The organism is Streptomyces sp. R21 (genome assembly GCF_041051975.1).
Lineage (GTDB): Bacteria > Actinomycetota > Actinomycetes > Streptomycetales > Streptomycetaceae > Streptomyces.
This window is the reverse complement of the sequence record NZ_CP163435.1, coordinates 7422648-7444031: the sequence shown is the minus strand read 5'-3', so window position 1 is coordinate 7444031 and position 21384 is coordinate 7422648. Positions and strand designations below refer to the sequence as shown.

The window sequence follows — 21384 nt, the reverse complement described above, 5'->3', positions numbered from 1 at the left end:
ACATGATGGGACGGATCTCGGGAACCGGATACTCCGTTCCAACATGCGGACACCGCGGCGTCGCGGCGGGGTACGCGCACGGCGGTGAGAGTTAAGGGGCCCAAGCGGACAGATCGATGCCCGACGGGCCGAATCGTGGCAGGCGTCGTCGCCCGCCACGAAAGTGCGGTGCAGGCCTCATTGCCTGCGGCGCTTACGGCTCATGCCCAGTGGTTAAGCGATCGAAACCGCCGGGTAACAACTAGTTATGCGGTCCCTCGCATAACTAGCGTGGACATCATCCTACGGCCGTCCCGAACAAGCTGCCCAGGGCGTACGTCACACCCGCCGCGGCACCACCCAGAGCGAGCTGCCGCAGACCGCTGTACCACCAGGACCGCGCGGTCACCTTGGCCACGACGGCACCGCACGCGAAGAGCCCGATCATCGCGAGCAGCAGCGCGGGCCACAGGGCGGCCGCGCCGAGCAGATACGGGAGTACGGGAAGCAGGGCGCCGAGCGCGAAGGAGCCGAAGCTCGACACGGCGGCGACCGAGGGCGAGGGCAGGTCGCCGGGGTCTATGCCCAGTTCCTCGCGCGCATGGATCTCGAGGGCCTGCTCCGGGTCGCGCGACAGCTGCCGGGCGACCTCGCGCGCCAGCTCGGGCTCGACACCACGGGCCTGGTACAGCTCGGCGAGCTCGCGCTCCTCGTCCAGGGGGTGCTTGCGCAACTCCCGGCGCTCCACGTCGAGTTCGGCCTCGACGAGCTCGCGCTGCGAGGCCACCGAGGTGTACTCGCCGGCCGCCATCGAGAAGGCGCCGGCGGCAAGCCCGGCGAGCCCGGCGATGATGATCGTCCGGTGCGAGACGTCACCGCCCGCGACACCGGTCATCAGGGCGAGGTTGGAGACGAGTCCGTCCATCGCACCGAAGACGGCGGGGCGCAGCCAGCCACCGTTGACATCCCGGTGGGTGTGGTTGTCACGGTGCGCCTCGTGCAGCGTCGCCTCGGTGTCGATGATGGCCATGCCGGTCCCCCCGGGGTGTTTAGGTAAGGCTAACTTTGGACAAGTTCCAGTCTTTGACAACAAGGAACCTACGCGTTTCATTTCCTTGTCGCCAGCAAGGAAAGGCTGGGCTAACCTGCACTTTTGCCAGGCGCCGCTCATCCGTGAACACATGTGCACACCTGTCGTCCGGGTGACGCTGGGGCACGCGAGGCTCTGCCGAACCGCTCAGGTGGCACAGATCCGCAAAGGGGGTCCGTGCCCTGCATGAGGGGCCGTGCCCTGAGAAGTCCGTGCCCTGAGAAGGAGAGGCACCGTATGGCTTCCATCGCCTGCATTCCCCCGGCCCCCACGCCCGGAGGCGCCGCCGAACTCCGCGAACGCGCGCACGGAGCGCTGCTCGGTCTCGCCGTCGGGGACGCGCTGGGCGCCCCCGCCGAGAACATGAAGCCGTCCGAGATCCGCGCCCGCTGGGGCCGCATCACCGGATACGTCGCCGAGAACCCGGCCGGCACCGACGACACCGAGTACGCGATCTTCTCCGGGCTCCTGCTGGCCCGGCACGGCTCGGCGCTCACGGTCGCCCATGTCGAGGCGGCCTGGCACCAGTGGATCGCCGACCGCGACGAGGGCCCGTTCCGGGGCGCGGGCTTCAGCGAACGCGGCACCCTGGAGAACCTCCGCCGCGGCCTCGCCGCCCCCATCTCGGCCCAGCACCGCCACGCCTGGAGCGACGGCCTGGCCATGCGCGCGGCCCCCTTCGGCGTCTTCGCGGCGGGCCGCCCCGCGGAGGCGGCCCGCCTGGTCGCGATCGACGGCTCGGTGAGCCACGACGGCGAGGGCATCTACGGCGGCCAGGCGGTCGCGGCGGGCGTCGCCGCGGCGATGGCGGGCGCCCCCACCATCGCGGTGGTCGCCTCCGCGCTCGCCGTCATCCCGGACGACTCCTGGACGGCCCGCTCGCTCCGCCGAGCCGTCGCCGTCGCCCACCGCGGCGAACGCGCGGTCCGCTCGGCCGTCGTCATCGGCGGCTACCCCTGGACCGACCTCGCCCCCGAAGCGGTGGCCCTCGCCTTCGGCGCCTACGCCGCCGCCGACGGCGACTTCACCGAGTCCGTACTCACCGCCGTCAACATGGGCCGCGACGCCGACACCACGGCCGCGGTCGCAGGCGCCCTGGCCGGCGCCACCCGAGGCGCCTCCGCCATCCCCACCGCCTGGGCCGCCGCCATCGGCCCCGCCCGCGGCAGCTGCCTCCCCTCCATGCGAGGCCATCACGTCCTGGACATCGCCGAGTTGCTGACCCCGGGCGAGGACGGGAAGTGGGGGATGCGCCTACGGGACGGGGGCGGGCTTGTACGGCACGAGCTGCCCGGCCTGATTGACCTGGGCGACCCGGGCGGCGGCTGGCCGAGCCCGGATCCGGACACCTTCGCCCTGGCCGCGGACGGAGATCTGGTAATGGCCACGGACGAGGACGAGGTGCAGTCGTGAGACCCGGGCCCGGCCTGGTGGGCGACGAGCCCGGCATGGGCTCCGCGTCCGCATCCCGGACCGATACGGCGGTCCCGGTCCGCCCCCGCCGTATCGAGGGTCTCCTCCTCGGGCTGGCCGCAGGCGACGCCGCCGGGTGGCCGGCCGCCCGGCACCGGGCCGCGCGGATGCCCGAGTGGACGCGGCGGCTGACGCGGGAGCTGGACACGTTCGCGGAGCAGAACGCGACGACCACGCTGCCCGTGCCGATCGCGCTCAACCAGCCGCCGGAGCCGTTGCGGCTCGGGCCGTCGGACGACGCGGAGTGGGCGGCGTTCGCGGCGGAGGCCGTGCTGCGGGCCGCCGACGGGAGCGCGCTGGAGGATCTCAGCCGGGAGCGGCGGATGCGGGCGGCCATCGACCTGTCGTGGAACGCCGTCGCCGCCGAGGTCGCCGCCGCCGCCGAACGCGCCGCCGAGGCCGAGTCGATGCTGCTGCCGCTGCGCGCCCGGATCTCCGTACGGGCCGGCCTCGGCAACCTCGCCGCCGGTCTGCGCCCACCCGCCACCGGCCACGACAACCCCCACTACTTCGACGACGCGGCCTGCGTACGGGCCTGCGTCCTCGCCGTCGCCCACCGCGGCGACCCCCGACGCGCCGCGGAACTCGCCGAGTTCGACGCCCGCTACACCCAGGACGGCGACGGCGTGCACGGTGCCCGCGCCATGGCCGCGGCGCTCGCCCGGGCCCTCGGCGGCGCGGACGTCGACGTGTGCGTGACGGCCGCGCTGGCCGAGTTGCCCGAGGCGACGGAGATCGGCCGCAACGCCCGCCACGCGCTCGCCCTCGCGCACGGCGCCGACAGCGCGTTCGCCCTCGTCCCCCTCCTGGAGCACCAGATCGTCGACCACGTCTACAGCTACGGCATCGCCGCAGCCGAGACCGTCCCCGTCGCCCTGGCACTCGCCCTCGCCTCCCGCGGCCGTATCGCCGAGGCGGTGCCCGCCGCCGCCTGCCTGTCCCGCGTCGCCGACTCCGCCCCGGCCCTCGCCGGTGCACTGACCGGCGCACTCGGCGGCGGCGCCGCGCTCCCCGCCTCCTGGCGCGACGCCTGCCGCACCCTCTCGGGCTGCGCCCTGCCCCGCCTCACCGGCACCGACCTGGTGGAACTCGCCGAACTCCTGGAATCAAGGGAACTGGGCACACCAGGAGGATGATTCGGGCATGACGCCCACAACACCCCTCGATGAGCGGATCGCCCACGCCCTCGTCGGAGCCGCCGTCGGCGACGCGCTCGGCGGTCCCGTCGAGGGCTACACCCCCGAGCAGATCGTCGAGCGCCACGGCGGCCGCGTCCACGGCGTCGTCGGCCCCTGGAACGGCGACACCTGGCGCACCGCCCGCCCCATCGCCCCGTACCACAAAGGCGACGGACACGTCACCGACGACACCTTGATGACCCATGCGCTGGTACGGGTCTACGCCGCCGTACGCGACCACCTCGACGCGTACGCCGTCGCCGCGCACCTGGTCCCCGACCTGATGACGACCCCGCGCTGGATCCCCGAACTGGAAGCCGAGGCCCTCCCCCTCCAGCGGATCTTCCTCGCCGAGAAATGGCTGGTGGCCCGGATCCACTACGGCCATGCCGACCCCCGTGAGGCAGGGGTCGGCAACATCGTCAACTGCGGCGCCGCGATGTACATGGCCCCGGTCGGCCTGGTCAACGCGGCGAACCCGGCGGGCGCGTACACCGAGGCGCTGGACGTCGCGGGCGCACACCAGTCGTCGTACGGGCGGGAAGCCGCCGCCGTCTTCGCGGCAGCGGTGGCAGCGGCCTGCGCGCCGGACGCCACCCCGGACTCGGTGGTCGAAGCCTGCCTCGCCCTCGCCAAGGACGGCACGCGCGCGGCGATCGAGACGGTCTGCGAAGTCGCCGCCCGCTACACGGACTTCGAGACGGCGCTACGACCCCTGCGGGAAGCCGTGGCTCCGTACGACACCGTGGGCCCCGACTACCGCACCCCGTCGCTGGACGCCCGCCGCCCCTCCCGTATCCGGTCGATCGAGGAACTCCCCATCGCCCTGGGCATGTTGGTGGTCTCCGGCGGCGACTACCGGCACGCCGTCCTCGGCTCGGTCAACTACGGCCGCGACTGCGACTCCATCGCCACGATGTCCGGCGCCCTCGCCGGCGCCCTCGGCTCGGAGGTCCCGCGCGACTGGGCCAAGACGGTCGCCGAGGCCAGCCGCCTCGACCTGCACGCCCCGGCGGCGACGCTCACCCAGGTCGCCGCCGAGATCTTCACCCGCGACGTGAGCCGCCGCCGCGCCCACGAGTCGGCGTTCGCCCAGCTCGGAGGCGCGAGATGCTCCGACTGACCTGGGTCCAGCCGGAGGACCTCCTCGGCCACGAACTCCACCAGGCGACCCAGGACGGCCGCGAGCCCACCACCATCGCCGCGCGCTGGCGAGCGGCGGGCGGCAAGGAGGCCCCGCTGCGCGCGGGGGCGTCGGAGACTCCGGCCGGCCCATACCTCCGGGTACTGGCAGAAGACCTCTTGGACGAACTGGCCGACCTACCAAGCAGGTTGAGGGACCAGGAGCCGACGGACCTGGCGAAGATCAGGTCCGCCGCAGCCGCGGGCACGCATGCCGCGAGTGGCGGCGAACCCGCCGTGGCTGTGGGCATGCGTGCCGCCAGGGGCGGCACCCGTCCCAAAGAGAGCGGCACCCGTGCAAAGCTCCCGGCGAGCGCACCCCACCCCCGCCCAGCCCCCACCCAGGCCCGCCTGGAGGCAGCCTGGCTGGGCAGAGCGGCAGGCTGCCTCCTGGGCAAACCAGTGGAGAAGCTCCCCCTGCAAGGGATCCGAGCCCTCGCCCGGGCCACGGGCAACTGGCCCCTGCACACCTGGTTCACCGCCCGGGGCCTCCCCTGGGAACTGACAGACACGTACCCCTGGAACCGCCGCTCCGCACCCACCTCCCTCGCCGAGAACATCGACGGCATGCCAGAGGACGACGACCTCAACTACCCCCTCCTCAACATCCTGTTGCTCCAGCGATACGGCCGTGGCTTCACCACCACGGACGTGGCCCGCCTCTGGCTGGACGAACTCCCCGCGGGCCGCACGTTCACGGCAGAACGCATCGCCTACCGCAACCTCCTCGCCGGCGTCGAACCCCCGCACACGGCCCGCCACCGCAACCCGTTCCGCGAGTGGATCGGCGCCCTGATCCGCGCGGACGTCCACGGCTGGACGAACCCCGGCGACCCCGAAGCCGCCGCCGAGCAGGCGCACCGCGACGCCACCCTCACCCACACCGCCAACGGCGTCTACGCGGCGATGTTCACGGCGGCTACCATCGCGGAGGCCGCCACCGGCCGCCACGACGTGCACCACTGCCTGCGCACCGGCCTCACCGTGATCCCGCCCCGCTCCCGCCTCGCCCAGGCCGTCCGCCACGCGGTCCAACTCGCCTTGGCCCACGGGGACTTCGACGCCGTGGTGGACGAACTGCACGCCACCCACCGCGCGTACCACTGGGTGCACGCCATCCCCAACACCGCGCTGATCGCCGCCGCACTCACCCACGCGGACGGCGACTTCACCGGCTCCATCTGCCGTGCGGTGTCCGGGGGCCTGGACACCGACTCCAACGGCGCCACGGCGGGAAGCATCGCGGGACTGCTGGCCGGCGATCCCGCCGCTCTCCCCGACCGCTGGACGACCCCGCTCAAGAACCGACTCACCACCTCGGTCGCCGACTTCAACGGCACCGGCTTCGACACCCTCGCCGACCTCACCTACCGGGAGACCCCTCACCCATGACCCACATCGTCGTGCTCGGCAGCACGAACATGGACCTCGTCGCCTACGTCGCCAAGGCCCCGCAGCGCGGAGAGACCGTGACGGGGCGGGAGTTCCGCACGATCCCCGGCGGCAAGGGCGCCAACCAGGCGATCGCCGCGGCCCACGCGGGCGCCGACGTCTCGATGATCGGCGCGGTGGGAGCGGACGCGTTCGGCAGCCAACTCCGCTCCACCCTTGAGCACTCGGGCGTGAACACGGACCATCTGCGCACCAACGAGGGCCCGTCCGGCACCGCGCACATCGTGGTGGACGACGAGGGCGGCAACGCAATCGTGGTCATCCCCGGCGCTAACGGCACCGTCGACCATCTCGCCCCCGGCGACGAGGGCCTCATCGCCAGCGCCGACGCGCTCCTGCTCCAGCTGGAGATCCCCCTGGCAGGCGTTCTCGCCGGCGCCGAGGCCGCACGTCGGCACGGCGTACGCACCGTGCTCACCCCCTCCCCCGCCCAGCCGCTGTCCGCCGAACTCCTCGCCGCCACCGACCTGTTGGTGGCCAACGAGCTGGAGGCCGCCACCCTCACCGGCATCACCGCCCCCCGTGAGGCGGCCACCGCTCTCCTCGACCAGGTGCCCGAGGCGGTCGTCACGCTGGGCGCGGCCGGCAGCCTGTACGCGGCCCGGGGCGCCGAGCCGTTCACCGTGCCCGCGCCCCGGGTGACCGCCGTGGACTCGACGGGCGCGGGCGACACGTTCGTCGGAGCCCTGGCCGTGGGGCTCGCCGAGGGCAGACCGATCCGGGAGGCCCTCGCGTGGGCGTCGGCGGCGGCCTCGCTCTCGGTGCAGCGGCTCGGGGCGTCGTCCTCGATGCCGTACCGCTCCGAGATCGACGCCCAGGCATCGCAGCAGACGCAACAGACGCAACAGCCCGAGCAGCCGGAGCAGTCGCGGCAGCAGCACACGTCATGAGCGCGCCGACCGATGCCCAACCGTCGGGCGCCCAGCCGGAGTTCGGCCCGCTCGCCGGCCTGCGCGTCCTCGACCTCGCGACGCTCTTCGCCGGACCGCTCGCCGCCACCATGCTCGGCGACTTCGGCGCCGAGGTGATCAAGGTCGAGCATCCGGGCCGCCCGGACCCGTCCCGGGGACACGGCCCCTCGAAGGACGGGATCGGCCTCTGGTGGAAGCTGCTGGGCCGCAACAAGCGCACGATCACACTCGACCTGTCCAAGCCCGGTGGCCGCGCGACCCTGCTGCGCCTCGCCGCGACCGCCGACGTGATCGTCGAGAACTTCCGACCCGGAACGCTGGAGAAGTGGGACCTGGGCTGGGAGGAGCTGTCGACGGCGAACCCCCGCCTCGTCCTCGCCCGGGTCACGGGCTTCGGCCAGTTCGGCCCGTACGCGCACCGCCCCGGCTTCGGCACACTCGCCGAGGCCATGAGCGGTTTCGCGGCCGTCACCGGCGAACCGGACGCACCCCCGACCCTGCCGCCCTTCGGCCTCGCCGACTCGATCGCGGGCCTGGCGACGGCGTACGCGGTGATGGCCGCGCTCAGGGGCCGCGATCTGACCGGCCACGGCCAGGTGATCGACATGGCGATCATCGAGCCGATCCTCACGGTCCTCGGCCCGCAGCCGCTCTGGTACGACCAGTTGGGCCATGTCCAGCCGCGCACCGGCAACCGGTCCGCGAACAACGCCCCCCGCAACACCTATCGCACGGCGGACGGTTCGTGGGTGGCCGTGTCGACCTCGGCGCAGTCGATCGCGGAACGCGTGCTGCGGCTGGTCGGCCGCCCCGACCTGATCGCCGAGCCGTGGTTCGCGACCGGCGCGGACCGTGCCCGCCACACGGACGTCCTCGACGAGGCGGTCGGCTCGTGGATCGCCGACCGCACCCGCGCCGAAGTCGTCGAGGCCTTCGAGAAGGCGGAGGCGGCGGTGGCCCCCATCCAGGACGTACGGGACGTGATGGCCGACCCGCAGTACGCCGCCCTGGACTCCATCACCACCGTCGACGACCCCGAACTGGGCTCCCTCCGCATGCAGAACGTCCTCTTCCGGCTCTCCGCCACCCCCGGCGCGATCCGCTGGGCGGGCCGCCCGCACGGCGCCGACACCCACACGGTCCTCACCGAACTCGGCCTGTCCGACGCCGAGATCACCGCCCTCAGATCAGCGGGCGCCCTATGACAGACCCCGGCCCTGCCACCGCGCGGCACACCCCTGGCAGCCGCCCCAAGACTCGACCGACGCCCCGGACCGGAAGGAGCCCCGTGACCACCCCCCTCGCACTCCCCATCCCCTTCCCCACCGCCTTCCCCCTCACCTGGCTCTACGCCCCCGGCGACCACCCCGACGTCGTGGCGAAGGCCCTCGCCGCCGGAGCGGACGTCGTCCTCATCGATCTGGAAGACGCGGTCGCACCCGAGCGCAAGGAGTACGCGCGCGCGGCCACCGCCGAGTTGCTCGCCGAGCCGCCCCCGGTGCCTGTCCACGTCCGGGTCAACGCCCTCGGCAGCCCCACGGCCGAGGCCGATCTCAAGGCCCTCTCCGCGCTGCCCGGCCTGTCGGGGCTGCGTCTGCCGAAGGTGGCCTCGCCCTCGGACGTCGTACGGGTCGCGGAGCGGGCCGCCCCCGCCGAGGGCGGCGCCCTCCCCCTGTACGCGCTGCTGGAGACGGCCCTCGGGGTGGAGCAGGCCTTCGCCGTCGCCGCCGCTCACCCGGCGCTGCGCGGTATCGCCCTCGGCGAGGCCGACCTCCGAGGGGACCTGGGCGTACGCGACGACACCGGCCTGGACTGGGCCCGCGCCCGTATCGTCGTGGCCGCACGCGCCGCGGGCCTGGCGCCGCCCGCCCAGTCCGTCCACCCGGACATCCGCGACCTCGACGGCCTCGCCGCCTCCTGCGCCCACGGCCGCGCCCTGGGCTTCCTCGGCCGCGCGGCCATCCACCCCCGCCAGCTCCCCGTCATCGAGCGGGCCTACCTCCCCACCCCGGACGAGATCGCCGCCGCCGAAGCCGTCGTGAAGGCCGCCGCCGCCCACCCGGGCGCCCAGGCCCTCCCCGACGGCCGCTTCATCGACGCCGCGATCGTGGCCGACGCCCACCGCACCCTCGCGCTGGCGCGCCGCCGGGGCTGAGCCCCGCCCCTCACCCGCGCACGAAGGGGGCGCCGGATCCTGTGATCCGGCGCCCCCTTCGACGTACGAGCGAAGCTCAGCTCTTCTTGGCCGACTCGGCCGCGTCCTTCGTGGACTCGGCGGACTCCGTGACTTCGGCGGGCTCTGCGGCCTCGTCGGAGTCGATGGCCTCCGGGGCCTCGGCGTCCGCCTTCTTCTCGGTCTTCGTCTCGGTCTTCTCCAGGTCGACGTCGCTGTCGTCGGCGTCCGCCCCCTGCTCACCCTCGCTGGAAGCGCCCGGCTCGACGACCTCCTCGCGGCCCGGACGCAGTCGCGCCGACACCACGATGTAGACCACCGCGAGGACGAACACGACCATCGCGGTCCAGTCGTTGAGACGCAGGCCCAGGATGTGGTGGGCGTCGTCGACGCGCATGTACTCGATCCAGCCGCGGCCCACGCAGTACGCGGCGACGTACAGCGCGAACGCCCGCCCGTGGCCGAGCTTGAAGCGGCGGTCGGCCCAGATGACGAGGAATCCGACGCCGACGCACCACAGCGACTCGTACAGGAAGGTCGGGTGGTAGGTGCCCGGGACCCGGCCGTCCGTCGAGGACGTGATCTTCAGGGCCCACGGCACGTCGGTGGCCTTGCCGTACAGCTCCTGGTTGAACCAGTTGCCCCAGCGGCCGATCGCCTGCGCGAAGACGATGCCGGGGGCGAGCGCGTCGGCCCACGCGGGCAGCGGGATGCCGCGGCGGCGGCAGCCGATCCAGGCGCCCACCGCACCGAGCGCGATCGCGCCCCAGATGCCGAGGCCGCCCTGCCAGATCTTGAAGGCGTCGACCCAGTCACGGCCCTCGCTGAAGTACAGCTCGTAGTCCGTGATCACGTGGTAGAGCCGGCCGCCGACGAGGCCGAAGGGCACGGCCCAGACCGCGATGTCGGCCACCGTGCCGGGCCGCCCGCCTCGGGCGATCCAGCGCTTGTTGCCGAGCCAGACGGCTACGAAGACGCCGATGATGATGCAGAACGCGTAGCCGCGCAGCGGAATGGGGCCGAGATGCAGCACACTGCGCGATGGGCTGGGGATGTAGGCAATTTCCATGGCAGGGTCGACGCTACCGTGCCGGGCACCGCACACGGCAGGCAGCCCGGCAACGGGTCGATAACGTGAGGTGCCCCCGGCCCGCGAGGGGCCGGGGCCACCGGGTCCGGTGCAGGGGCTCAGCCCTTGTTCTCGGCCTCCACCATCTGCTTCAGCTTCGCCGGGGTCATCGTCTGGTCCGCGTAGATGTTCTTGCCACCCAGCAGCACGGTCGGCGTGCCGGTGAAGCCGGAGTTCTGGAAGGCGGCGTACGACTTGTTCACCCAGCTGTCGTGCGTGCCGTCGTTGACGCACTTCTGGAAGACCGGCGTGTCCAGGCCGTCGACCTTGCCCGCCAGATCGATGAGCTTGCTGTTGCTGGAGAAGTCGTCCTGCGCCTCGTTGGGCTGGTTGTCGTACAGAACGTCGTGGTACGCGGTGAACTTCCCGGCGTCCTGAGCACAGGCCGCGGCGCTCGCGGCACGCAGCGAACCGGTGCCGCCCCGGGCCGAGTCGATGAGGGTGACCAGGTGGTACTCGACCTTCAGCTGTCCGCCGTCGACCAGTTCATGGATGGTCGGGCGGTACCTGGTCTCGAAGTCCAGGCAGGCCGGGCAGCGGAAGTCCTCCCACACGGTGAGCGTCGATTTGGCGGCGTCCTTGCCGACGGGGATAGCGAGGCTGTCCTTGCCCGTCGCCCCGGAGGGCGCCACGGCCGGACCGGCGGAGTCGCTCTTGGAGTCCTTCCCGGAGTTCGCCGCGAGGACGCCGACCACCGCCGCGAGCCCCAGGACGCACACCACCGAGGCGCCCACGATCACGGCACGGCGGCGCTTCTCCGCGGCCTTCTGCTTCTCTCGCTCGACCGCCAGCCGCTCGCGGGCAGTGCGCTTTCCGTCACGGTTCTTCTCGCTCACATCCGGCAGAACGAACCGGGGAGGCACAGCGCGCCTCCCCGGTCCCAGGTCCACCCGTTCGAGCTATTCGTACGACATGCCGCTGATCCGCAGCGCTACGACTGCCGCACCGCGGCGCGCACGCCCTTCGCGAGGTCGGCCGCGAGTTCCCGCACGGCGTCGAGACCGGCCTGCTCGTCCGCCGCGTCCAGCATCCGCTTCACGAAGGCCGAGCCGACGATCACGCCGTCGGCGAAGCCCGCGACCTCGGCGGCCTGGGTGGCGTTGGAGACGCCGAGGCCGACACAGACCGGCAGGCCGGTGGTGGCTTTGGTGCGCTGCACCAGGTCCTGCGCCTGTGCGCCCACCGAAGCCCGGGTGCCCGTGACGCCCATCAGCGAGGCCGCGTACACGAAGCCGCTGCCCGCCGCGGTGATCTCGGCGAGCCTGGCGTCCTTGCTGCTGGGGGCGACGACGAAGACGGTCGCGAGGCCGTGCTTGTGAGCGTGCTCCCTCCACAGCGCCGACTCCTGGACCGGCAGGTCGGGCAGGATGCAGCCCGCACCGCCCGCCTCGGCCAGCTCGGCGGTGAAGCGCTCGACGCCGTAGCGGTCGATCGGATTCCAGTACGTCATCACGAGCACCGGCTTCCCGGTCGCCTCGTGCGCCTCCCGGACCGTGCGCATGACGTCGGCGATCCTGACGCCGCCGCGCAGGGCGATGTCGTCGGCGGTCTGGATGACCGGGCCGTCGAGGACGGGGTCGCTGTGCGGCAGACCCACCTCGACGACGTCGGCGCCGCCGTCGAAGGCCGCCTTGATCGCCTCGATGCCGCCGTCGACGGTCGGGAACCCGGCGGGCAGGTAGGCGATGAGCGCCGACCGGCCCTCCGCCCTGGCGGCGGCGAGGGTGTCGCTCAACAGCTGGATGTTGCCGCTCACTTGGCGTCCCCCTCGATCTCGGCGGTGCTGCTGTCGGCGTCCGCCTCGACGACGGCGTCGGCTGAGTTGTCGTACAGGCCGAAGTAGCGGGCGGCCGTGTCCATGTCCTTGTCGCCGCGGCCGGACAGGTTGACGATGATCAGCCCGTCCTTGCCCAGCTCCTTGCCGACCTCCAGGGCCCCGGCCAGCGCGTGCGCGCTCTCGATCGCCGGGATGATGCCCTCGGTGCGCGACAGCAGGCGCAGGGCCTGCATGGCCGCGTCGTCGGTGACCGCGCGGTACTCGCCGCGGCCGCTGTCCTTGAGGTAGGAGTGCTCGGGGCCGATGCCCGGGTAGTCCAGACCGGCCGAGATCGAGTACGGCTCGGTGATCTGGCCCTCGTCGTCCTGGAGGACGTAGGACCGCGAGCCGTGCAGGATGCCGGGCTCGCCGGCCGTCAGCGTGGCCGCGTGCTCGCCGCTCTCGATGCCGTGCCCGGCGGGCTCGCAGCCGATGAGGCGTACGTCGGCGTCCGGGATGAAGGCGTGGAAGAGCCCGATGGCGTTGGAACCGCCGCCGACGCAGGCGATGGCGGCGTCGGGAAGCCGTCCGGCGCGCTCCAGGATCTGCCGGCGGGCCTCGACGCCGATGACGCGGTGGAAGTCGCGCACCATGGCCGGGAAGGGGTGCGGTCCGGCGACGGTCCCGAAGAGGTAGTGCGTGTGGTCGACGTTGGCGACCCAGTCGCGGAACGCCTCGTTGATGGCGTCCTTGAGCGTCCGGGAGCCGGACTTCACGGCGATGACCTCGGCGCCGAGCATGCGCATGCGGGCGACGTTCAGGGCCTGGCGCTGGGTGTCGATCTCGCCCATGTAGATGGTGCATTCGAGGCCGAAGAGCGCGCAGGCGGTGGCGGTGGCGACGCCGTGCTGACCGGCGCCGGTCTCCGCGATGACGCGCGTCTTGCCCATCCGCCGGGTGAGCAGGGCCTGGCCGAGCACGTTGTTGATCTTGTGCGAGCCGGTGTGGTTGAGGTCCTCGCGCTTGAGGAACACCCGGGCGCCACCGGCGTGTTCGGCGAAGCGCGGCACCTCGGTCAGGGAGCTGGGGCGCCCCGTGTAGTGGACGAGCAGGTCGTCCAGCTCACGGGCGAACTCCGGGTCGGACTTCGCCTTGTCGTACTCGACGGCGACCTCGTCCACGGCGGCGACCAGCGCCTCCGGGATGAACTTGCCGCCGAACGCGCCGAAGTAGCCCTCGGCACTGGGAACTTGACCCTCGGGGTCGGGAATGAAGAACTCGCTGGGCATGCGGAAACCTCACGGTGAGTTGTTTTTGACAACCGAATCGCCGTGGGGGCAGGGCTGGTCAGACGACCGAAGGTCGGTCGCGCCTGATCGCGCCCACGCGGCGGAGCCGCATGTTCGGACACAGCCCCGCGCCCCTGACGGGGCGCTGCCATCGCATTCCGTTCACCTGGCCCGGCTCGTCACCGATGACGTACCGCACGCGGCGGCCGTGGACCCGGCGTGCGGGCGCGCGGCAGCCACGGGGACGGCAGCCGCGCGCGAGGCGGGCGTACCGGTCCGTGGGCGTCATGGTGGTCGTGGGCTTCATCGGGGCCAAGCCTAGCGGGGCGTCAGCCGCGTCCGTGCCGCAGCGCGGGGTGCGCGCCCGCGGCGACCAGGTCGGAGACCGCGCTCTTCGGGTCGCGGCCGGTGACGAGGGACTCGCCCACCAGGACCGCGTCGGCGCCTGCGTTGGCGTACGCGATGAGGTCGTGCGGGCCGCGGACACCGGACTCGGCGATCTTGACGATGCCGGACGGGATCTCGGGGGCGACGCGCTCGAACGTGGTGCGGTCGACCTTGAGGTCCTTGAGGTTGCGCGCGTTGACGCCGATGATCTTGGCGCCCGCGTCCACCGCACGCTCGACCTCGTCCTCGTCGTGCACCTCGACGAGCGGGGTGAGCCCGATGGACTCGGCGCGCTCGATGAGGGACTCCAGGGCGGGCTGGTCGAGGGCGGCCACGATCAGCAGCGCGAGGTCGGCGCCGTACGCACGGGCCTCCCACAGCTGGTACGACGTGACGATGAAGTCCTTGCGCAGGACCGGGATGTCGACCCGGGCCCGGACGGCCTCCAGGTCGGCCAGCGAGCCGCCGAAGCGGCGCTGTTCGGTCAGCACGGAGATGACGGCCGCGCCGCCCGCCTCGTAGTCCGCGGCGAGGGCCGCCGGGTCGGCGATCGCGGCGAGCGCGCCCTTGGAGGGGCTGGAGCGCTTGACCTCGCAGATGACCTTGACGCCGTCGCCGCGCAGGGCGGCCACGCCGTCCTTGGCCGCAGGAGCCTTCGCCGCGCGCTCCTTGAGCTCGTCGAGGCTGACGCGCGCCTGCCGTTCCGCGAGGTCGGCACGGACGCCGTCGATGATCTCGTCGAGCACACTCACGCGAGCGGCCCCCTTCCTGACGGTGGACAGATGAAGCGGTGGAGCTGATGAAGCTGGTGACGCTTTCGACCCGGACCGCCGTCCCGACGGTTGTGATGGGTCACTGCGATGGTATCCGCAGGAGGGCGTAGGCCTCACATCCGGTTGACGCCGGTCCCACTACCTGGACATTTGTCATTTGATCAAGGATGCAGCCAGCCACCGAACGGCAGGTTCCGGACAACGGTGAAGACCAGCAGCAATGCGCCGACGGCCCAGAGGTGGACCGGGCCGGGGTCGATGCGCACGGGCCGTCCCTGGACGGAGCGGACCACCCAGACGGACCACACCACCGCGAAGACCAGGTACCCGGCCACGGCGGCCGCGTTGTCCGTGAGCGCCGTCGTGATGTCCCCGTGCACGAAGGCGTGCGCGCTGCGCAGGCCGCCGCAGCCGGGGCAGTAGAGGCCCGTGTAGCGCAGCAGCGGGCAGACGGGGTAGTGACCGGGCTGGTTGGGGTCGACGGCCCCGACGTAGGCGAAGGCGCCGACGACGGCGGCGAGCACCCCGCCGGGGACGGCGAGCCGCCGCAGGACGGCGGCGGCGCCGGAACCGGACTGTGCCTCCGCACCCGTACGTGTCTCCACGGCCGCGCGCGGCTGCTGGGTCACCCTCCGGGTCTTGGCGTTCACGTCTCGCATTCTGCCCCGCCCCGGTGCCGGGCGCCCCTCGCGAACGCGCGAGAGGCGGCCCCGGCGTGTGTGCCGGGACCGCCTCTCGGAAAGCCAGGAGTTCTGGGGCGATCAGCCCTCGGCGCCCACGGGCTCGTGGTGCGCGGAGCCCTTCGGCTGACCGAGGCCCGCCGCCCGCATGACCATGCCGACGACACCGCCGAGAGCGACGACGACCAGGCCTGCCCAGAAGCCCAGCGGCTCGGCCATCACCATGAAGGCACCGGAAACGCAGAAACCGATGAAGGCGATGATGACACCGGTCCAGGCGGCCGGGGTGTGACCGTGGCTGCTGCCCGCCATGACTTGCTCCTCGTTGCTGTTTGCGTGTGGTGAGTCGGACACTCGCCACCATTGTCCCGTACCCGCGCGTATGCGGTGAGCGGGGGGTCGCACCTCGCGCGTCGCCCGGACCTGCGCGGCGCGCGGGGGCGTGCCCGAGCCTGCTCGGGGTCGCTCAGGTCCCGGCCGGATCCGGCCCGGTCGGGTCCTCGCCCCGGTCGAGCGCCTTCCAGATGTCCTCGGGCCGGTCAGGGTCGACGGGCCTGGCCTTGCGCGGCCGGGGTGTGCCGTCGCGCTCGTAGCGGCCGGACATGGCCGGCCAGAGCCGGCCGTAGCGCAGCGCGAGCAGGCCGGCGAGAAGGAGCAGCGCGCCGCCCGCGACGGCGACGTACGGCCAGGCGGTGTGGCTGAGCGCGGAGGCGGTGGCGGCGGTGTCGCCGGAGGCCTCGGCGGCCTTCTCGTCGAGGGCCGAGCTGTCGCCCACGCCGAGCAGCGCGGAGGCGATGGTGCCCGCGCCGGAGAGCGCGAGCAGCGCGGAGACCAGGAGGCGCCCGGAGCGGCGTACGGCGAAGACGGCGACGAGTGCGGCGAGGCCCACTATGGCGAGGGCCGCGGGGACACCGGTGATGTCGCTGCCCTTCACGGTCAGCGGAAAGTCGCCGCCGGCCACGGAAGCCGTGCCTGCCGACCAGCTCTGCCGGGAGGAGAGCAGTGCCACGGCCGCGCCGAGCGCGCCGCACAGCAGGGCGACGGCGAGGCTGCGCCGGCCGGACCGGGCGGGCCCGGAGGCTTCGGAGCGGGGCTGGGGTACGGAAGTCACGTACCCCACTATCGCCTGAACCCGGGGCGAACCGTCACCCGGGGTTCACGTGAGACCCGTCCCATTGCCGGAACCGGTTCGCCGCGCGGCCCGCCTCCGAGGGCTGTCGGCCCCGCGCGTTACCGTCCGAGCCGGTTCGCCGTGTGCACCGCGCGCAGGACGGCCGCCGCCTTGTTGCGGCACTCGTTGTCCTCCGCGACCGGGTCGGAGTCGGCGACGATGCCCGCTCCGGCCTGCACGTACGCCACGCCGTCGCGCAGCAGGGCCGTACGGATGGCGATGGCGGTGTCGGAGTCGCCCGCGAAGTCGAGGTAGCCGACGCAGCCGCCGTACAGCCCGCGCCGGGACGGCTCCAGTTCGTCGATGATCTGCATCGCGCGGGGCTTGGGCGCGCCGGAGAGGGTGCCGGCCGGGAAGCAGGCGGTGAGCACGTCGAAGGCCGACCGCCCCTGTGCCACGCGGCCGGTGACGGTCGAGACGATGTGCATCACGTGCGAGTACCGCTCGACGGACATGAAGTCGACGACCTCGACGGAGCCCGGCTCGCAGACCCGGCCCAGGTCGTTGCGCCCGAGGTCGACGAGCATCAGGTGCTCGGCGCGCTCCTTGGGGTCGGCGAGCAGCTCGTCCGCGAGGGCCTGGTCCTCCTGCGGGGTCGCGCCGCGGTGCCGGGTGCCGGCGATGGGGTGCACCATCGCCTGCCCGTCCTCGACCTTGACCAGGGCCTCGGGGGACGAGCCCACGACGTCGAAGCCGTCGAAGCGGAAGAGGTACATGTACGGCGACGGGTTGGTGGCCCGCAGCACCCGGTACACGTCCAACGCGCTTGCCGTGCACGGGGTTTCGAAGCGCTGGGAGGGGACGACCTGGAAGGCCTCGCCCGCCCGGATGCGCTCCTTGATGTCCTCGACGGCGTCCTGGAAGTCGGGGCCGCCCCACAGCGCGGTGTACTCGGGCAGCTCGGACGGCGGGAGCGCGGCGGGCGGCTGGGCGACCGGGTGCGAGAGGTCGGCCTCCATGGCGTCCAGCCGGGCCACGGCATCCGCGTACGCCTCGTCGACGCCCGTGTCCAGGTCGTTGTGGTTGATCGCGTTGGCGATCAGCAGGACCGAGCCCTCCCAGTGGTCCATGACGGCCAGGTCGGAGGTGAGCAGCATGGTCAGCTCGGGGAGCTTCAGGTCGTCGCGCTCCCCCGGGCCGATCTTCTCCAGGCGGCGCACGATGTCGTAGCCGAGGTAGCCGACCATGCCGCCGGTGAAGGGCGGGAGGCCCTCCTGGTGCGGGGTGTGCAGCGTCTCGATGGTGGCGCGCAGGGCGGCGAGCGGATCGCCCTCGGTGGGGACGCCGACGGGCGGTGTGCCGAGCCAGTGGGCCCCGCCGTCGCGTGCGGTGAGTGTGGCGGCGCTGCGGACGCCCACGAAGGAGTAGCGAGACCAGGAGCGGCCGTTCTCCGCGGACTCCAGCAGGAAGGTGCCGGGGCGCTCGGCGGCGAGCTTGCGGTAGAGCCCGACCGGGGTGTCGCCGTCGGCGAGGAGCTTGCGGCTGACGGGGATGACACGGCGGTCGGCGGCGAGCTTGCGGAACGTCTCAAGGTCCATGGCGGCTGACCTTACTGATCCGCGGCGGCGGTGCCGGAACCGCCGCCGCCGTCCTTGAGCAGCACGTCGGCGTCGAAGCAGGTGCGGGCGCCTGTGTGGCAGGCGGCGCCGACCTGGTCGACCCGCACGAGGAGCGTGTCGGCGTCGCAGTCGAGGGCGACGGACCTGACCCACTGGAAGTGCCCGGAGGTGTCGCCCTTCACCCAGTACTCCCGGCGGCTGCGCGACCAGTACGTGCAGCGGCCGGTCGTCAGCGTGCGATGCAGCGCCTCGTCGTCCATCCAGCCGAGCATGAGCACCTCACCGGTGTCGTACTGCTGGGCGATGGCCGGGACGAGCCCGTCGGCGCTGCGCTTGAGGCGCGCGGCGATCTCGGGGTCCAGGCCGCTGGGGCTGCTGGGCAGGGGCGTGCTGGTCATGCGGACCATTGTGCCGCGCCGGTGTGACACAGCTGGCAGGCGTCCAATGGATGAGAGGGGCGGCGCGATGGGGGTACCCCCAGGCTTTCGCTCTGGGGGAGGCTCCGTGAGGGGCGGTGGCCGGGAGACGGGTGGGCGGACCGGCCCGTCGGGGTGACCGAGTGTCCCCTGGGCGCTCGGGTGGGGCAGTCGTAGGCTGGCTGCATGTCGACCTACGCCAAGCGTGAACGACTTCTCCTCGCCGACCTGTTGGAAACCGAGGGTCCGGACGCCACCACTCTGTGCGAGGGCTGGAACACCCGTGACCTCGCCGCCCATGTCGTGGTGCGCGAGCGCCGCCCGGACGCGGCGGGCGGAATCCTCCTCAAGCAGCTCGCGTCACGGCTGGACCGGGTGATGACGGAGTTCGCCGAGAAGCCGTACGAGGAACTGATCCAGCTGATCCGCACCGGCCCGCCGCGCTTCTCCCCGTTCTCCCTCAAGCAGATCGACGAGGCGTCGAACACGATCGAGTTCTACGTCCACACCGAGGACGTCCGCCGCGCCCAGCCGGACTGGACCCCGCGCGAACTGGACTCCGTCTTCCAGGACGCCCTGTGGACCCGCCTGGAGCGCACCGCCCGGCTGACGGGCCGCACCGCCCCGACCGGCCTGGTCCTGCGCCGCCCGAACGGCCAGACGGCGGTGGCCCACAAGGGCACCCCGGTCGTCACGGTCACCGGCGAACCGTCCGAGCTCCTGCTCTTCGCCTACGGCCGCCAGACCGTCGCCGACGTGGAACTGGACGGCGACAAGGACGCGATCGCCAAGCTGCACGAGACGAAGCAGCTGGGGCTCTGAGGGACGGCGGGTTCAGCGGGTTCCCTGCGCATCCCGCCAAGGCGAAGCCCCGGCCACCAGGTGACCGGGGCTGCAAGCCAGGAGAGGCTCAGCGGACGGGATGGCCCGCCTCGCGCAGTGTCTCCTTCACTTCGCCGATGCGCAGGTCGCCGAAGTGGAAGACGGAGGCGGCGAGGACCGCGTCCGCGCCCGCTGCGACCGCCGGGGGGAAGTCGGCGAGTTTGCCGGCGCCACCCGAGGCGATCACCGGGACCGTGACGTGTTTACGGACGGCCCGGATCATCTCCAGGTCGTAGCCGTCCTTCGTACCGTCGGCGTCCATGGAGTTGAGGAGGATCTCGCCGGCGCCGAGTTCGGCGGCGCGGTGGGCCCACTCGACAGCGTCGATGCCGGTGCCCTTGCGGCCGCCGTGGGTGGTGACCTCGAAGGACCCCGACTCGGTGCGCCGCGCGTCCACCGACAGGACCAGCACCTGGCGGCCGAAGCGTTCGGCGATCTCGCGGATGAGGTCAGGGCGGGCGATCGCGGCCGTGTTGACGCCGACCTTGTCGGCGCCCGCGCGCAGCAGCTTGTCGACGTCCTCGGCGGCGCGGACACCGCCGCCGACCGTCAGCGGGATGAAGACCTGCTCGGCCGTGCGGCGCACCACGTCGTACGTGGTCTCGCGGTTGCCCGACGAGGCGGTGATGTCCAGGAACGTCAGCTCGTCGGCGCCCTCGGCGTCGTACACCTTGGCCATCTCGACGGGGTCGCCGGCGTCGCGCAGGTTCTGGAAGTTGACGCCCTTGACGACCCGGCCGTTGTCCACGTCCAGGCAGGGGATGACGCGTACGGCGAGGGTCATGACGCGGAATCCCCTCGGTACGCCTCCACCTCGACCTCGACGACCAGGCTGGGGTCGATGAAGCCCGAGACGATCAGCATGGAGGCGGCGGGGCGCACGTCGTCGAACAGCTCCTTGTGGGCGCGGCCCACATCATCGACGTCGCGGGCGTGGGTGATGTACATACGGGTGCGCACCACATGCTCGCGGCCGAGGCCGAGCTCCTTCAGGGCGTCGAGGGCGACCTGGAAGGCGTTGAGGGTCTGCTGGTAGGGCGTGCCCGCGTCTATGGCACCGTTCACGATCGAGGTGCAACCCGACACCAGGACAAGGCCGTTGGGCAGCTCTACCGCGCGCGAATAGCCGATGAGGTCCTCGAACGGGCTGTGCGAGGAGATCCGTCGTACGCCACTCATACGGCGACCGCCTCCAGCGCCTCTTCCAGGGTGAACGCCTTCGCGTACAGCGCCTTCCCGACGATGGAGCCCTCGACACCGAGGGCCACGAGCTCGGCGATGGCGCGGAGGTCGTCCAGGGACGAGACGCCGCCGGAGGCCACGACCGGGCGGTCGGTCACCGCGCACACATTGCGCAGCAGCTCCAGGTTCGGGCCCTGCAGCGTGCCGTCCTTCGCGATGTCGGTGACCACGTACCGCGCGCAGCCCTCCTTGTCGAGGCGCGCCAGCGTCTCGTAGAGGTCGCCGCCGTCGCGGGTCCAGCCGCGGCCGCGCAGCGTCGTACCGCGTACGTCGAGGCCGACCGCGATCTTGTCGCCGTACTCGGCGATGACCTTGGCGACCCACTCGGGGGTCTCCAGGGCGGCGGTGCCGAGGTTCACCCGGGTGCAGCCGGTGGCGAGGGCGGCTGCCAGCGTGTCGTCGTCGCGGATGCCGCCGGACAGCTCGACCTTGATGTCCATCGCGCCCGCGACCTCCGCGATCAGCGCGCGGTTGTCGCCGGTGCCGAACGCGGCGTCCAGGTCCACCAGGTGCAGCCACTCGGCGCCCGACCGCTGCCAGGCGAGGGCGGCCTCGAGCGGGGAGCCGTAGGACGTCTCGCTGCCGGACTCGCCGTGCACGAGGCGGACCGCCTGGCCGTCGCGGACGTCGACGGCGGGGAGGAGTTCGAGCTTGGCCATGGT

The 21384-nt window shown here is 72.5% G+C and carries 23 protein-coding genes; 8 read left to right on the top strand and 15 right to left on the bottom strand.

All coding sequences use genetic code 11. The features are described from left to right. Window positions 1–277: 277 nt before the first annotated feature. The gene (locus tag AB5J56_RS33065) at window positions 278–1009 is read right to left on the bottom strand and encodes a VIT1/CCC1 transporter family protein (RefSeq protein WP_369238031.1); all 732 of its coding nucleotides are present in this window, start codon (window positions 1007–1009) and stop codon (window positions 278–280) included. A 297-nt stretch (window positions 1010–1306) separates the two neighbouring features. Here AB5J56_RS33065 and AB5J56_RS33060 point away from each other — a divergent pair, with 297 nt between their 5' ends. From AB5J56_RS33060 to AB5J56_RS33030, 7 genes are all read left to right on the top strand, one after another. Beyond that, window positions 1307–2482 (top strand): ADP-ribosylglycohydrolase family protein, encoded by a 1176-nt coding sequence (locus AB5J56_RS33060; protein WP_369238029.1) that lies wholly within the window; start codon window positions 1307–1309, stop codon window positions 2480–2482. Between the two features lie 35 nt (window positions 2483–2517). Continuing rightward, on the top strand, window positions 2518–3678 hold the full coding sequence (locus tag AB5J56_RS33055) for an ADP-ribosylglycohydrolase family protein (RefSeq protein ID WP_369242950.1): 1161 nt from the start codon (window positions 2518–2520) through the stop codon (window positions 3676–3678). 7 nt (window positions 3679–3685) lie between these two features. After that, window positions 3686–4843 carry an ADP-ribosylglycohydrolase family protein gene (locus tag AB5J56_RS33050; protein WP_369238027.1) on the top strand — a complete coding sequence of 386 codons (1158 nt, stop codon included), beginning with the start codon at window positions 3686–3688 and terminating at the stop codon, window positions 4841–4843. Continuing rightward, window positions 4831–6294 carry an ADP-ribosylglycohydrolase family protein gene (locus tag AB5J56_RS33045; RefSeq protein ID WP_369238025.1) on the top strand — a complete coding sequence of 488 codons (1464 nt, stop codon included), beginning with the start codon at window positions 4831–4833 and terminating at the stop codon, window positions 6292–6294. The genes AB5J56_RS33050 and AB5J56_RS33045 overlap by 13 nt, the downstream gene beginning before the upstream one ends. Beyond that, a complete protein-coding gene (rbsK, locus tag AB5J56_RS33040) occupies window positions 6291–7244 on the top strand; it encodes a ribokinase (protein ID WP_369238023.1) in 954 nt (317 codons plus the stop codon). Before AB5J56_RS33045 ends, rbsK begins: the two co-directional genes overlap by 4 nt. After that, window positions 7241–8470 carry a CaiB/BaiF CoA transferase family protein gene (locus tag AB5J56_RS33035; protein ID WP_369238021.1) on the top strand — a complete coding sequence of 410 codons (1230 nt, stop codon included), beginning with the start codon at window positions 7241–7243 and terminating at the stop codon, window positions 8468–8470. Before rbsK ends, AB5J56_RS33035 begins: the two co-directional genes overlap by 4 nt. Before the next feature lie 83 nt (window positions 8471–8553). Next, complete coding sequence (locus AB5J56_RS33030; protein ID WP_369238019.1) at window positions 8554–9420, top strand: CoA ester lyase; 867 nt, start codon at window positions 8554–8556, stop codon at window positions 9418–9420. 76 nt (window positions 9421–9496) lie between these two features. Here the strand turns inward: AB5J56_RS33030 and lgt are convergent, their stop codons facing one another. The 11 genes from lgt to hisI all read right to left on the bottom strand — a co-directional run bounded on the left by lgt (window position 9497) and on the right by hisI (window position 18580). Continuing rightward, window positions 9497–10507 (bottom strand): prolipoprotein diacylglyceryl transferase, encoded by a 1011-nt coding sequence (lgt, locus tag AB5J56_RS33025; protein ID WP_369238017.1) that lies wholly within the window; start codon window positions 10505–10507, stop codon window positions 9497–9499. Between the two features lie 119 nt (window positions 10508–10626). Continuing rightward, window positions 10627–11403 (bottom strand): DsbA family protein, encoded by a 777-nt coding sequence (locus AB5J56_RS33020; RefSeq protein ID WP_369238015.1) that lies wholly within the window; start codon window positions 11401–11403, stop codon window positions 10627–10629. Between the two features lie 95 nt (window positions 11404–11498). Continuing rightward, on the bottom strand, window positions 11499–12323 hold the full coding sequence (trpA, locus tag AB5J56_RS33015) for a tryptophan synthase subunit alpha (RefSeq protein ID WP_369238013.1): 825 nt from the start codon (window positions 12321–12323) through the stop codon (window positions 11499–11501). After that, window positions 12320–13612, bottom strand: a complete 1293-nt coding sequence (gene trpB / locus AB5J56_RS33010; protein WP_369238011.1) for a tryptophan synthase subunit beta — start codon at window positions 13610–13612, stop codon at window positions 12320–12322. Before trpB ends, trpA begins: the two co-directional genes overlap by 4 nt. A 58-nt stretch (window positions 13613–13670) precedes the next feature. Further along, a complete protein-coding gene (trpM, locus tag AB5J56_RS33005) occupies window positions 13671–13919 on the bottom strand; it encodes a tryptophan biosynthesis modulator TrpM (RefSeq protein ID WP_369238009.1) in 249 nt (82 codons plus the stop codon). Window positions 13920–13941: 22 nt separating this feature from the next. Continuing rightward, entirely contained in the window at window positions 13942–14751 is an 810-nt protein-coding gene (trpC, locus tag AB5J56_RS33000) for an indole-3-glycerol phosphate synthase TrpC (RefSeq protein ID WP_369238007.1), read from the bottom strand. A 182-nt stretch (window positions 14752–14933) separates the two neighbouring features. Beyond that, window positions 14934–15431 carry a DUF2752 domain-containing protein gene (locus tag AB5J56_RS32995; RefSeq protein ID WP_369238005.1) on the bottom strand — a complete coding sequence of 166 codons (498 nt, stop codon included), beginning with the start codon at window positions 15429–15431 and terminating at the stop codon, window positions 14934–14936. A 102-nt stretch (window positions 15432–15533) separates the two neighbouring features. After that, the gene (locus tag AB5J56_RS32990; RefSeq protein WP_369238003.1) at window positions 15534–15764 is read right to left on the bottom strand and encodes an HGxxPAAW family protein; all 231 of its coding nucleotides are present in this window, start codon (window positions 15762–15764) and stop codon (window positions 15534–15536) included. A gap of 154 nt (window positions 15765–15918) precedes the next feature. Beyond that, a complete protein-coding gene (locus tag AB5J56_RS32985) occupies window positions 15919–16572 on the bottom strand; it encodes a TIGR02234 family membrane protein (protein ID WP_369238001.1) in 654 nt (217 codons plus the stop codon). Between the two features lie 110 nt (window positions 16573–16682). Continuing rightward, window positions 16683–18161, bottom strand: coding sequence for an anthranilate synthase component I (locus tag AB5J56_RS32980; protein ID WP_369237999.1), 1479 nt, complete (start codon window positions 18159–18161; stop codon window positions 16683–16685). A gap of 11 nt (window positions 18162–18172) precedes the next feature. Then, window positions 18173–18580, bottom strand: a complete 408-nt coding sequence (hisI, locus tag AB5J56_RS32975) for a phosphoribosyl-AMP cyclohydrolase (RefSeq protein WP_369237997.1) — start codon at window positions 18578–18580, stop codon at window positions 18173–18175. A 204-nt stretch (window positions 18581–18784) separates the two neighbouring features. Between hisI and AB5J56_RS32970 the strand changes: the two genes are divergently transcribed. Further along, the gene (locus tag AB5J56_RS32970) at window positions 18785–19420 is read left to right on the top strand and encodes a TIGR03085 family metal-binding protein (RefSeq protein ID WP_369237995.1); all 636 of its coding nucleotides are present in this window, start codon (window positions 18785–18787) and stop codon (window positions 19418–19420) included. Between the two features lie 88 nt (window positions 19421–19508). Here AB5J56_RS32970 and hisF read toward each other — a convergent pair whose 3' ends face one another. The 3 genes from hisF to priA are packed head-to-tail and all read right to left on the bottom strand — an operon-like array spanning window position 19509 to window position 21381. Then, the gene (gene hisF, locus AB5J56_RS32965; RefSeq protein WP_369237993.1) at window positions 19509–20264 is read right to left on the bottom strand and encodes an imidazole glycerol phosphate synthase subunit HisF; all 756 of its coding nucleotides are present in this window, start codon (window positions 20262–20264) and stop codon (window positions 19509–19511) included. Then, window positions 20261–20659 carry a RidA family protein gene (locus AB5J56_RS32960; protein ID WP_369237991.1) on the bottom strand — a complete coding sequence of 133 codons (399 nt, stop codon included), beginning with the start codon at window positions 20657–20659 and terminating at the stop codon, window positions 20261–20263. The genes hisF and AB5J56_RS32960 overlap by 4 nt, the downstream gene beginning before the upstream one ends. After that, on the bottom strand, window positions 20656–21381 hold the full coding sequence (gene priA / locus AB5J56_RS32955; RefSeq protein WP_369237989.1) for a bifunctional 1-(5-phosphoribosyl)-5-((5-phosphoribosylamino)methylideneamino)imidazole-4-carboxamide isomerase/phosphoribosylanthranilate isomerase PriA: 726 nt from the start codon (window positions 21379–21381) through the stop codon (window positions 20656–20658). The genes AB5J56_RS32960 and priA overlap by 4 nt, the downstream gene beginning before the upstream one ends. Window positions 21382–21384 lie beyond the last annotated feature (3 nt).

Excerpts from the sequence above, each read along its gene's own strand:
- AB5J56_RS33045 (WP_369238025.1), top strand. The coding sequence starts at position 4,831 with ATGCTCCGACTGACCTGGGTCCAGCCGGAGGACCTCCTCGGCCACGAA.
- AB5J56_RS33060 (WP_369238029.1), top strand. The coding sequence starts at position 1,307 with ATGGCTTCCATCGCCTGCATTCCCCCGGCCCCCACGCCCGGAGGCGCC.
- AB5J56_RS33035 (WP_369238021.1), top strand. The coding sequence starts at position 7,241 with ATGAGCGCGCCGACCGATGCCCAACCGTCGGGCGCCCAGCCGGAGTTC.
- hisI (WP_369237997.1), bottom strand. The coding sequence starts at position 18,580 with ATGACCAGCACGCCCCTGCCCAGCAGCCCCAGCGGCCTGGACCCCGAG.
- lgt (WP_369238017.1), bottom strand. The coding sequence starts at position 10,507 with ATGGAAATTGCCTACATCCCCAGCCCATCGCGCAGTGTGCTGCATCTC.
- trpM (WP_369238009.1), bottom strand. The coding sequence starts at position 13,919 with ATGAAGCCCACGACCACCATGACGCCCACGGACCGGTACGCCCGCCTC.
- AB5J56_RS32995 (WP_369238005.1), bottom strand. The coding sequence starts at position 15,431 with ATGCGAGACGTGAACGCCAAGACCCGGAGGGTGACCCAGCAGCCGCGC.
- priA (WP_369237989.1), bottom strand. The coding sequence starts at position 21,381 with ATGGCCAAGCTCGAACTCCTCCCCGCCGTCGACGTCCGCGACGGCCAG.
- hisF (WP_369237993.1), bottom strand. The coding sequence starts at position 20,264 with ATGACCCTCGCCGTACGCGTCATCCCCTGCCTGGACGTGGACAACGGC.
- AB5J56_RS32970 (WP_369237995.1), top strand. The coding sequence starts at position 18,785 with ATGTCGACCTACGCCAAGCGTGAACGACTTCTCCTCGCCGACCTGTTG.
- AB5J56_RS32960 (WP_369237991.1), bottom strand. The coding sequence starts at position 20,659 with ATGAGTGGCGTACGACGGATCTCCTCGCACAGCCCGTTCGAGGACCTC.
- AB5J56_RS33050 (WP_369238027.1), top strand. The coding sequence starts at position 3,686 with ATGACGCCCACAACACCCCTCGATGAGCGGATCGCCCACGCCCTCGTC.
- AB5J56_RS33065 (WP_369238031.1), bottom strand. The coding sequence starts at position 1,009 with ATGGCCATCATCGACACCGAGGCGACGCTGCACGAGGCGCACCGTGAC.
- AB5J56_RS32990 (WP_369238003.1), bottom strand. The coding sequence starts at position 15,764 with ATGGCGGGCAGCAGCCACGGTCACACCCCGGCCGCCTGGACCGGTGTC.
- AB5J56_RS33055 (WP_369242950.1), top strand. The coding sequence starts at position 2,518 with ATGGGCTCCGCGTCCGCATCCCGGACCGATACGGCGGTCCCGGTCCGC.
- AB5J56_RS32980 (WP_369237999.1), bottom strand. The coding sequence starts at position 18,161 with ATGGACCTTGAGACGTTCCGCAAGCTCGCCGCCGACCGCCGTGTCATC.
- rbsK (WP_369238023.1), top strand. The coding sequence starts at position 6,291 with ATGACCCACATCGTCGTGCTCGGCAGCACGAACATGGACCTCGTCGCC.
- trpB (WP_369238011.1), bottom strand. The coding sequence starts at position 13,612 with ATGCCCAGCGAGTTCTTCATTCCCGACCCCGAGGGTCAAGTTCCCAGT.